Genomic DNA, 11410 nt, shown 5'->3' on the forward strand with positions numbered 1-11410 from the left:
CGTATTGAGAGGAAATAATATGAAAATTATTAACGTTCTCAAGGTGCTATGTTGCGCCTTACTCGTAACATCCAACATTGCGTTAGCAGATTGGCAAGATGCGGCAGAAGATATAACAGTCACTCAATCCCGTATGACCTTTGACACAGTCAAAGGAACGTATCTGGTTTATCTATCTATTACGAATGCGGGGTCTAGTACGCTGAACGGTCCCTTTAGAGTACTAATTGAAAATACCACGTTGCCTGTTGCTTATTTTGACGGGGAAACATCATCAGGCATTCCTTATATGGATATTCCAAATCAGGAGCTGGCTTCCGGTGAGAAGGTCTCTATTGGTGTTCGCTTTGAGAAGCAACGTGTTCGTTTAAGTTTTGATACTCGCGTTCAAAGCAACGCGGACACCTCCAACTGGACGATGGTATGGAATGACGAATTTGATGGTAGCGAAATCGACACATCCAAATGGGGATTTGAAGTTAACTGCTGGGGCGGTGGTAATGGTGAGCAACAATGTTATACCGATCGTCCGGTTAACTCTTGGGTCGATAATGGTGTTTTAACTATTAAAGCCCAGCGCGAAAATTTTACCGGGCCAGCCGAAGTGGAAGGGGATATGAGCAATACTGCCACGTTACCCTACACCTCCGCCCGTTTGCGCAGTAAAAACAAAGGCGACTGGACCTATGGACGCTTTGAAATTAGGGCTAAATTGCCATCTGGACAGGGAACGTGGCCAGCGATCTGGATGTTACCTACCGATTATGTTTATGGTGCGTGGGCAGCTTCTGGTGAAATTGATATTATGGAAGCAGTCAATTTAAAAGTTAGTTCTGATGAAGCCGGTGTGCCTGCAAATACTCCCGAACGTCGCACTTATGGAACCTTGCATTATGGTGGTGTCTGGCCTGGTAATGTGTCTTCGGGAGCTCCTTATAAGTTACCCGAAGCCGTTAATCCTGCCGATGGATTCCATGAATATGCACTGGAATGGGAAAAGGGGGAAATACGCTGGTATGTAGATGGAGTCCATTTTGCCACCCAACGTGACAGTGGCTGGTACAGCCAATATAAAAATGAAGAAGGTTTGACCGTTAATGGTGATGAAGATGCGCCATTTAATCAGCGTTTTCACATGTTACTTAATTTGGCTGTAGGCGGTGCTTGGGCCGGTAACGTTAATCAGAAAGGAATTGATGAATCGGTATTCCCGCAAACCATGCAAGTGGACTATGTGCGAGTCTATGAATGCTCGGTTAATCCCAATGAAGGAACTGGTTGCGCCACAATTGACGACAACGCCACGGTGGTGGAAGGTAATCAGCCTCCGGAAATTGTTAACCCTGAAACCGGCTTTGGTCAGGAATCAGTATTTAATTTGTATATTGATCAACTGGCTGATGGATTAACGTTCGAAAGTTATAATCCGGATGGCAGTATTACTATCAATGAACAAGCACAAGACGGCCATGGTAACGTGGTCAATATTGATAAAACCACGGCTAACGGTAATGTCTTTTTTTCCTACCCACCCAAAGTTGATGTAGCGCGCTGGCAGGAATTTGGTGTATTAACATTTGATCTTAAAGTAAATAGTGCCGATTTAGGTACTGAACTACTGGTTAAACTGGATAGTGGCTGGCCTGCTGTAAGTGATTATAGCGTGCCATTGCCAAGTACAGGTGAATGGGCTCAAGTTAGGATCCCTATTGCAGACATTGTGGCTGCAGGTAATCGTTATGCACCCGGAAATTTTGTTAACTTGGCATCAGTAGCCAATCCGTTTGTAGTGGAACCTACAGGTGCGATGAACTTCAGTATTGACAATGTGCGCTATGAATTTGATTTGAGTCATGCTGATACGGCGACGATTTTTGACGATGAGGATCACGTCCCCTTTGGTATCAATAAATATGTTGCCAATGGCAGTGTGGAGATTGAACAAGTGGCGGCAGGTGATGGAAATCATGGTCAGGTTAAGCAAGTTACGTTTAACACCAATGAATCAGTGGTGTATTTCCAGACGATGCTGCAACGGGATTTAACCCCACTTAAATTAGATTTAAGTGCATTCAGTTATATTGAATTTGATCTTAACGTTGTGGCAGATCCGCGCGCCGATCGTACCTTTATGGCCAAGATGGATTGCGGTAGCCCTTGTGGTTCAGGTGACTATCCTATCGCTGCACCGGACATTGGTGTGTGGACACATTATAAAATCCCTGTGGTGGATTTGGTTAATAATCCGGGTTCAAGTTTGAATGTGTTTCAGGTCGATACGCCATTAGTGGTCTTCCCTGCGTGGGGCAATCAACAAGGCGTGATCATGCAGGTAGACAATGTGCAACTCACAAAAGGCGGTGAGGTAGTACAGCCACCGCCGGTACCCACTGATGAGTTGGTCGTGTTTGATGAATCGCTGGCGCAGGGTTGGAGCCTTTGGGATTGCTGTGCCAATGCCAGTGTTACGCAAATAAATGACCCTGATGAAAATCATGGGGAAGCGATTAAAGTTGATTTCTTTGGTCCTTCTGGCACCGTATCTGGTCTATTTTCCAGCTCGGTGGTGGATTTAACTCAACTGACCAATGGCACTTTGGAATTTGATTTAAAACTGGTGCAACAACCTGATGACCTGACCGCACCAATACTACTGAAGGTTGAAGCGCTCAATAGTAGTTTTGCGCAATTTGAATTAAATCAAAGCCTGCAAGGACAAGATGCACAACTAGGACACTGGCAACACTTTACCTATCAATTATCTGATTTAGCGGCAGCGGGTCTGGATTTATCACAGGTTAAAATTGTAATGATTTTCCCAGCTTGGGGACAGGCCATGGGCGCGGTTTATCATCTTGATAATGTCGTATTTCGCTCAAATGATGGCAGTTCATTAGACAGTGATAGCGACGGAGTTGTTGATGATAATGATTTATGTCCCGCGACCATTCCGGGAGCTGATGTAGACGCAAATGGTTGTGAAATTATTCCAGCTGATACCGATGTTGATGATCTGTGTCCAAATACATCTGCGGGTGTCAGTGTCGATGCAACTGGTTGTGAAACCATCATTACTGATGCGGATAACGATGGTGTTGAAGATAGTGTAGACCAGTGTCCTAATACACCAGCAGGGACAGCCGTGGATGCAACTGGTTGTGCAGTGCCAACCAACAGCTTGACTGGATTTGTGCAAACCAGTAACAGCACATTGTATTTTTACGCCAATAATAACGATTGGGCAATTGTTCATTATGAAATTAATGATGGTGGTCCATTAAATGTAGGAATGAATAATGTAGGTGGTCAGAATATCTGGGAGCTGAATGATCTTAGCCCCGGTGACGTCATCAGCTATTCATTTACGTATTGGACCAATGATGGTCAAGGGGGTGGGGGAGCAACTGATACTGCTGTCCAGACTTATACGGTTATCACTCTACCAGAGTAACGGTTTAAAAAGCCTGCCGGAAGCAGGCTTTTTTATTGGTATCTGTATATGTCTTTTTTACACTTGACATTATGATGAATAAACGCAAAATAACTGTATTAATGTACAGTCATTTGCGAGGCGGTATGCGCAAAATTATCCATATTGATATGGATTGCTATTATGCTGCGGTGGAAATGCGAGATAATCCTGATTATCGTAATGTGCCATTAGCGATTGGTGGGGCTAGTGACAGACGTGGAGTTATTTCCACCTGCAATTACCAGGCTCGACAATTTGGTGTGCGTTCAGCCATGGCAACTGCGCATGCGCTAAAGTTATGCCCTGATCTGGTATTGATTCCAGGCCGAATGGACTTATATGTGCAAATATCCAAACAAATCCGTGAAATATTTCAACGTTATACCGACGTTATTGAGCCCTTATCACTGGACGAAGCCTATCTGGATGTCAGCGAATGTAACTTGTTTGGAGGCAGCGCAACCTTAATAGCAGAGGATATTCGCCGCGCTATTGTTAACGAAACCGGCTTGACTGCATCCGCAGGAGTCGCGCCCTGTAAGTTTGTGGCAAAAATTGCCAGCGATGAAAACAAACCCAACGGTATTTGTATTGTTAGCCCGGATAAATTGGATGATTTTGTTCGTCAGCTGCCGTTGGGCAAAATTCCTGGAGTAGGTAAGGTGACGCTGGAAAAGCTGAACAGGATGGGATTATTTCATTGTGAAGATGTGCGTCGGTATCCTTTTGATAAACTGCTCAAAGCATTTGGCAAGCTCGGACCCGTGCTATGGCAGCGCAGTAAAGGTATTGATGATCGGCAAGTGACGACTAATCGGAAACGCAAGTCGGTGGGAGTCGAAACTACGTTGGCCGAAGATATTCATACCGAACAACAATGTTGGGCATTGATTGAACAGCTGTACCCCAAATTGGAAAAGCGCCTTAAAGCAGTAAGCCATAATCTGGCCATTCACACACAGGGTATTAAACTCAAGTTTAGCGATTTTCAACAAACCACGGTTGAGCTGCGTTATAGTCATCTGGATAAAGCCTTTTTCCAGTCATTGTTATCCGAGGCACTGAGTCGCCGAGCTGAACGAAGTATTCGGTTGGTAGGATTGCACGTTGCATTGCCCAATGACGCAGAAACTTTACAGTTAGAGTTACCTTTGGCCGGATAAATTAACCCATCTATTTGCGAGCTATAGTTATTTTCTGCCACAATCGAATATCACCAATCAGTCAATTTCGGGATAAATAATGGCATTTCCAACTCCGTTATGGGTAAAAAATCTGGATCAGGCAATTGAACAACACAGTGACTGGGATGGCATTATTGTTATTGCCCCTGAATCTTCAAATTATCGTCATCCCAAACTAGCTCAAATTATTGAAGCACATAAAAAACTCGATGCCCGTGCTGGTGTTGAGCCTGTGCTTATTACGGATCCTGATATTGCCGGACAGCGATTAATTTACGCGCCTAGCGGCAATTTATTACGTGATTATGACGACGTACGTCGTTTTGCCGATGCGGGTAAAAAAGCCATCGTTATTGCACGTGATGCAGGCATGCTCAAGCCTCTGCTCGTAGTGGATAAACTGCAACATAATCCATTATATGAACATGCGTTAGAAGTGACTTATTTGGCCATGTGTCAAGCGCTTTGGCAGCCACTTGAGGCACGCGAGAGTATTGGTGAAAACAAGGTTGAGCCGGTGGAGAGCATTGGTTTGTTTTCTGTAAAATCATTGGATCTTGAATGGCTTAGCGCAACAGAATCGGGACGGCGTTTAGCGCGTGATCTATGTGGTACTGAACCGGAAAGAATGGCCCCTCCCAAATTTGCGGACTATTGTGTAGAAGCGTTTGCCGATAGCTCAGTTAAAGTGGACGTTTTGGGAGACAATGACAATCTGGTTGAAGACTATCCATTGTTGTCAGCGGTCGCCCGTGCTTCTATTGGTGTCAAACATCATCATCCACGGGTGATACGACTAGAGTATTGTGCTGAAGGACCAATCGAGAAAACATTAATGTTCGCCGGTAAAGGTGTGACTTATGATACTGGGGGAACAGATTTAAAAACCGGTGGCCATATGGCCGGCATGAGTCGTGATAAAGGAGGGGCTGCCGCAGTCGCTGGTTTTATTAAAACAGCATCGTTAATCAAACCTAAAGGATTGAAAATTATTGCTGAGCTTGGTGCTGTCAGAAATAGTATCGGCTCAAATGCTTTTGTTGCTGATGAAATTATTCAAAGTCATGCCGGAGTCAGAGTTAGAATTGGTAACACCGATGCAGAAGGGCGACTGGTGATGGCTGATTTGTTATCACATCTGCGCGAGCAAGCGTTGAACGAGAAACAGGTCGAAATGTTTACCGTGGCAACATTAACCGGGCATGCGGCTCTGGCAATGGGGCCATATACTGCACTGGTTGATAACGGTGTCGCCCGCGCCCATGGTTGTTCCACCCGATTGGCCGCTACGGGCGATATATGGGGCGATCCCAGTGAAATATCCCGCTCACGTCGCGAGGACTTTCACTTTATAAGACCTCGTACCTTAGCCGATGATGTGTTATCCAGTAACAATGCCCCATCTTCAGCGACGAGTCGTGGTCATCAATTCCCGATGGCATTTTTAACGGTAGCCTCAGGGCTGGATCAGCATTGCATTAATAGCCAGAATCCACTTGCTTATACGCATATTGATATCGCCGGCAGCGGTGTGGAAAGTGGCGATTGGCAACACGACGCACCCACCGGCGTGCCGGTAGTGGCATTATCGGCAAGATATTTTAAAAATTAAAATTGATTATGCTCTTTTTTGTTTTTAAGTTTTTACAGTGATTTTTTGTATATTTTGAACATTTAACTATACATCAATTTCTTTAAAGTTTAATTCTTAGGATCGGTTCTACTCTTACTAAACAACTGAAAAGACGTATCATTGATACGCCTTTTCAGAATGGAACTAATTGTTACAATGTGCGGGCTTTTGCAAGGTATATAAATTACTCAACGTTGTTTCTAATGTATCCAACTGATCACAATCAATATCTTCATTCCCTGATAGATATAAATAACGCAAGGAAGTCAGTCCCATTAGAGGTGACAAATTACTTATCTGATTATTCCTGAGGTACAAGCTGTAAAGGTTAGTCAGTCCGGTTAATACTGATATATCGCTAATTGAATTAGAACTTAGTTCCAAATAACGTAAATTCGTTAAATCTGATAAGGACGATATATTTGAGATGTTATTGTTCTGCAAATTTAGATCATCCATATTTTTTAAAAATGCTAATGATGAAACATCACTAATATTGTTACTATAAAGATTCAAACTGGTTATATTAACGAGTTGTTGTATCCCATCTAAATTTTCAACTTGATTATAATTACAGCTGAAATAGCTAATGTCGGCGATATCGGTAGAGGTATTATTAATACAATTTAGTAAATTACTATCTACAAATAATGTTTTATCTACAGGTTGTTCTACACAATTGTAGTAACGTTTTATTTCGGTCTCATCTAATGTCTGTTCCAAACTATCTAAGTCATCACATAATACTAGTGTTAACGAACCTAGATCTAAACTTTTTAATGCGGTTAAATTAAATAAGGCATCAATGTTTGAAATCTTATTGGTATTATTTAAGGATAAGACTTCTAATGATGTTATTTGTTTCAGAGGACTAATATCAGTTAAGTTGTACATGTTTGACAGATCCAGGCTTTTAAGTTCTGCCAGTGTCGTCAGGGCATTAATATCTTCTACTTGCTGTAAACCTTGTAAACTAAGTGTATCTAGATTAGTTAATGCTGATAGATACGAGATATCAGTGAGATTATAGTTTCCAGATAAATCTAGATTAATTAATGATTTTGCTGAAGCTAGTTCTTCAATTGTTGTTAAGTAGCTATAACTTAAGTTGAGATCTTGGACTTTTGTTAAGCTTTCAAAGTCCAGCATACATTCATTTCTACAACCTTCTAAATCAAGGTTTTGTAAACTTACTAAATTTTCTAGGGCGGAAATATTATCTAACGAGTTAAAACTTGCGTCCAAATAGACTAGATTGGTTAATTCTGCTAGTGGTAGTAGATCAATGATACCGCTATATATCTCACTAATATTTAATGTTGTTAAACTAACTAATGTTTTTAACGGTGATAGGTCATCCAAGGTAGTATTAAACGATAAATCAAGTTCCGTTAATTTAGCTAAATTGCTGAGAGGATTGATATCTCCTAAGCGATTATTATGGCTGATATCTAATGTTTCTAATTCTACCAATGGTGTAATAAATGCAATTGTTGCAGTATTTATATTTGCAGCATTTAAGTGCTGTAACTTAGTAAAGTCAGCGATGGTTGATAAGTTGGTAATATTTCGGTTATGGCTAATATCCAGATTAACGAGATTAACTAAACTACTTATTTCACTGAAATCGAGTTCATAGCCACTCGCAATTTCTTGAATGTTGAGTGTTTGCAAATTAACTAAATCGTTTAGTGCAGTTAAATCATTGGTGTTTATATGACTAATATCGAGCGAAGTTAAATTGGATAATAAACTAACAGCACTTAAGTCACTGATATTATTGTTACTGCTAATATTTAAAGAGGTAAGCTGGGGTAAAGATGTTAAGAAGCTGAGTGAATTGAAATTAGAACCAGCTGACGCTACATTTAGCTCGGATAACTTAGTGAAACTAGCCAGTTCTTTACTGTTTAACAAATTATTTTTACTGACATCAAGTTTAATAAGATTGGGTATTTGTAGTTGGTCGAAGTCAATATTGGTGTAATAGTAATAATAACTATCCAACTTTAGCTCACTGAGGTTAAGAGACTCTAGCAGTTGTAGGTTATTTAGAATTGATGAGACACTTTCACCAGTGCTAGGGCTCTGAGTAGCTATATTGTTTCTAGATAAATCTAACGATTTTAATGCTGTGAGCTTTGATATAGCGGCTATATCTTCGATTTTATTGTCTGCCAGATTTAATGACTCCAGTTGAGTCAACGTGCTAAGTGATTGTATATCGATAAGCTGTGCGTTATTGATTGAGAGGCTCTTTAGATGGTTGAATACATTTAAATCGATAGTTGATTCAATCGAAATCGAATCACAATTTATGTTTTCAATACCAATATCAAGATCTGATATATTCTGAAGACATTTTTTTAATCCATAGTCAGAAAAAGAGTCAACTGACACCGGTTCAAAGGCATTCACTGCTATATCTAAGTTTGCTGTAGTTGTTGCACTATCGTTATCGGTTACGGTTAATTTAAATCCTATGGTTTCGTCGCTGGTAATACTTGGAGCAACAAATTTTAATTCAGCGCTATTACCTATAATTTCCGTTACTGTTGGCCCGCTAACTTGCTCCCATTTGTAATCAGTAATACTACCGTCTGGATCAGAAACTTCAGCCGTGTATGTTACTTCCTCACGTTCATAAATAGCGTCAATGTTCATATTGACTATCGTTGGAGCTTGGTTTGTGGGTTGTGTAGGGGACGATCCAGAACCGGTGTTATCACCTCCAGATCCACAAGCGGTTAATAGTAACGCTATGGTGCTCGCTAAGTAATGTGAAAAACGAACTGTTTTCATTAAAACCTCATAATAATCAATAGTATAAAATAGAGATTTATAGAAAAACAGTACTTACCTAAGCCGCTTACTCGAATGAGTAAGACCAAAGGAATAATCCATTATTCGATATAAATCCATTTGTTGGGAGCTAAGCTTAATGTAATAAAATTACACTGACAACCCTGTATGCAACTTCAGGAATACTTGGATTTTGCCTATTATTTTTGATAATTCGATACTTTCGAGCGGAATACATTCACTGGACAAAATATGCTCGCTTGACACTCGGTGTATACCTTCAAGCTGGTTCAGTTGTTGCTCCGTTTATTCACGCCTTCATTATTCGTACTTATTATTGGATGTACGTGATCAAAGATAGGGTGTTTTTCTCGTTAAACCTATCTCTGCTATTGTTTATTGACTATAAATAATGGTTTGTTAATTTTTTGTGCATAAAAACAGATAAAGCAATCCATATCGACTAATTTCATAAGGGATTTAGTTTGAACATGTCGTTTATTTCCCTTCTAATTTAGCCACTTTAGGATACCGTTGGTAAAGCTTATGCGTACATTAAATCTGTTAATGATCAGTTCCAGTCTATTGTTAAGTGCATGTGGTGGTGGAGAAAAAGCGACGACTGCGCCGGTTGTTCCTCCTGTTGTGCCACCACCGGTAGAAGCTGTTCATAATTTGATTCAATTGAACCAGTTGGGTTTTTTAACCGGTTCAACCAAAATCGCGGTGGTACCGGCCAGCTCGGCCACAACATTCAAACTGGTATCTGTGTCCGATGGTGCTGAAGTGTATTCCGGTCAGTTATCAGCCGCAGCCGAATGGGCGCCCGCTAATGAGAGTGTCAGTATTGCCGATTTTTCTGACTTTGCCATTGCAGGTCAATATCGTCTTGAAGTGGATGGATTGACGCCCTCTAATCCCTTTGAGATCGGTGATCAGGTGTTTAGCGCGGTGCATGATGCCGCATTAAAAGCCTACTATTTCAATCGTGCTAGCACGGAATTGTTATCTGAAAATGCTGGAAACTATGCCAGAGCGGCGGGGCATCCCGATACTCAGGTTAAAATTCATTCTTCGGCAGCCTCAACAGAGCGCCCGGCAGGCACTGTCATATCTGCACCGAAAGGCTGGTACGATGCGGGTGATTACGGCAAATATGTAGTGAATTCGGGGATTTCGACCTATAGCCTGATGATTGCCTACGAGCATTATCCGCAATTTTATGCACAGCGGGATTTGAATATTCCCGAATCGGGAGACTCAGTTCCGGATATTCTGGATGAGATTAAATGGAATCTGGACTGGTTGCAGGCCATGCAGGATCCAGCCGATGGTGGTGTTTATCATAAATTAACCGCATTGAGTTTCGCCGGTATGGTGATGCCAGCAGAAGCCACCGCACAGCGTTATGTGGTGCAAAAAGGCACCGCCGCCACCTTGGATTTTGCCGCCACTATGGCAGTAGCAAGCCGAATTTATCAAGATTTTGATAGTCAGTTTCCAGGTTTGGCCCAACGATACCGTGATGCAGCGATCAGTGCCTGGCAATGGGCACAACAACATAACAATGTGGCGTATCAACAGCCTGAGGATGTATCAACCGGAGCTTATGGTGACCAGCATTTTGAGGATGAATTCGCCTGGGCCGCAGCCGAGTTGTACTTGCTGACGAACGAAACATCGTATCTGGATAAATTTAAACAACTCGATGTTGCTATCTCGGTACCGAGTTGGGGGAATACTTCTGCATTAGGTTATATCTCGTTGCTGGCCAACGGGCACGAGTTATTAGCCGAGACAGATTATCAGGCGTTTAGTGCTAAATTAACCGCGTTAGCTGATGCTATTGTCGAGCAATATCAACAGTCTGCCTATCAGGTCGCGATGCAGAACAGTGACTTTGTTTGGGGAAGTAATTCAGTGGCGCTGAATAAAGCCATGCTGTTATTACAGGCACAACATTTAACCGCAGATCAAGGTTACAAAAATGCCGCTATCGGCTTGCTGGATTATGTATTGGGGCGTAATCCCACGGATTACTCCTATGTAACCGGCTACGGCAGTAAAACCCCGATGCATATCCACCATCGTCCGTCAGAAGCCGATGGTGTTGTTGAACCGGTGCCCGGTTTCATTGCCGGTGGTGCTCAGAATGGTCAACAGGATGGATGTGCTTATCCTTCTGACTTGCCGGCTAAATCCTATCTGGATGATGTTTGTAGCTATTCAACCAATGAAATCGCGATTAACTGGAATTCCCCTCTAGTCTACGTATTAGCTGGACTGCAAACACAATAACGTTTTTGGAACAATAATAAC

General features: G+C 41.9%; 5 protein-coding genes. 4 read left to right on the forward strand and 1 reads right to left on the reverse strand.

All coding sequences use genetic code 11. The annotated features are described in order from the left end of the window. The first annotated feature begins 19 nt into the window (after window positions 1-19). The 3 genes from ACTD55_RS03665 (at window position 20) to ACTD55_RS03675 (ending at window position 6268) form a co-directional block, all read left to right on the forward strand. Window positions 20-3451, forward strand: coding sequence for a family 16 glycosylhydrolase (locus tag ACTD55_RS03665; RefSeq protein ID WP_438862948.1), 3432 nt, complete (start codon window positions 20-22; stop codon window positions 3449-3451). A 125-nt stretch (window positions 3452-3576) separates the two neighbouring features. Then, the gene (gene dinB, locus ACTD55_RS03670) at window positions 3577-4635 is read left to right on the forward strand and encodes a DNA polymerase IV (protein ID WP_438862949.1); all 1059 of its coding nucleotides are present in this window, start codon (window positions 3577-3579) and stop codon (window positions 4633-4635) included. Window positions 4636-4714: 79 nt separating this feature from the next. Then, window positions 4715-6268 (forward strand): M17 family metallopeptidase, encoded by a 1554-nt coding sequence (locus tag ACTD55_RS03675; RefSeq protein ID WP_438862950.1) that lies wholly within the window; start codon window positions 4715-4717, stop codon window positions 6266-6268. 165 nt (window positions 6269-6433) lie between these two features. Here ACTD55_RS03675 and ACTD55_RS03680 read toward each other — a convergent pair whose 3' ends face one another. Next, window positions 6434-9091, reverse strand: coding sequence for a leucine-rich repeat domain-containing protein (locus ACTD55_RS03680; protein ID WP_438862951.1), 2658 nt, complete (start codon window positions 9089-9091; stop codon window positions 6434-6436). Between the two features lie 546 nt (window positions 9092-9637). Here ACTD55_RS03680 and ACTD55_RS03685 point away from each other — a divergent pair. Next, entirely contained in the window at window positions 9638-11389 is a 1752-nt protein-coding gene (locus tag ACTD55_RS03685; RefSeq protein ID WP_438862952.1) for a glycoside hydrolase family 9 protein, read from the forward strand. The last annotated feature ends 21 nt before the right edge of the window (window positions 11390-11410 follow it).

Source organism: Neptunicella sp., assembly GCF_048268085.1.
GTDB lineage: Bacteria > Pseudomonadota > Gammaproteobacteria > Enterobacterales > Alteromonadaceae > Neptunicella.

Bases quoted from the DNA above. Each gene is read 5' to 3' on its own strand.
- ACTD55_RS03680 (WP_438862951.1), bottom strand. From the start codon at position 9,091: ATGAAAACAGTTCGTTTTTCACATTACTTAGCGAGCACCATAGCGTTA.
- ACTD55_RS03685 (WP_438862952.1), top strand. From the start codon at position 9,638: ATGCGTACATTAAATCTGTTAATGATCAGTTCCAGTCTATTGTTAAGT.
- ACTD55_RS03675 (WP_438862950.1), top strand. From the start codon at position 4,715: ATGGCATTTCCAACTCCGTTATGGGTAAAAAATCTGGATCAGGCAATT.
- dinB (WP_438862949.1), top strand. From the start codon at position 3,577: ATGCGCAAAATTATCCATATTGATATGGATTGCTATTATGCTGCGGTG.
- ACTD55_RS03665 (WP_438862948.1), top strand. From the start codon at position 20: ATGAAAATTATTAACGTTCTCAAGGTGCTATGTTGCGCCTTACTCGTA.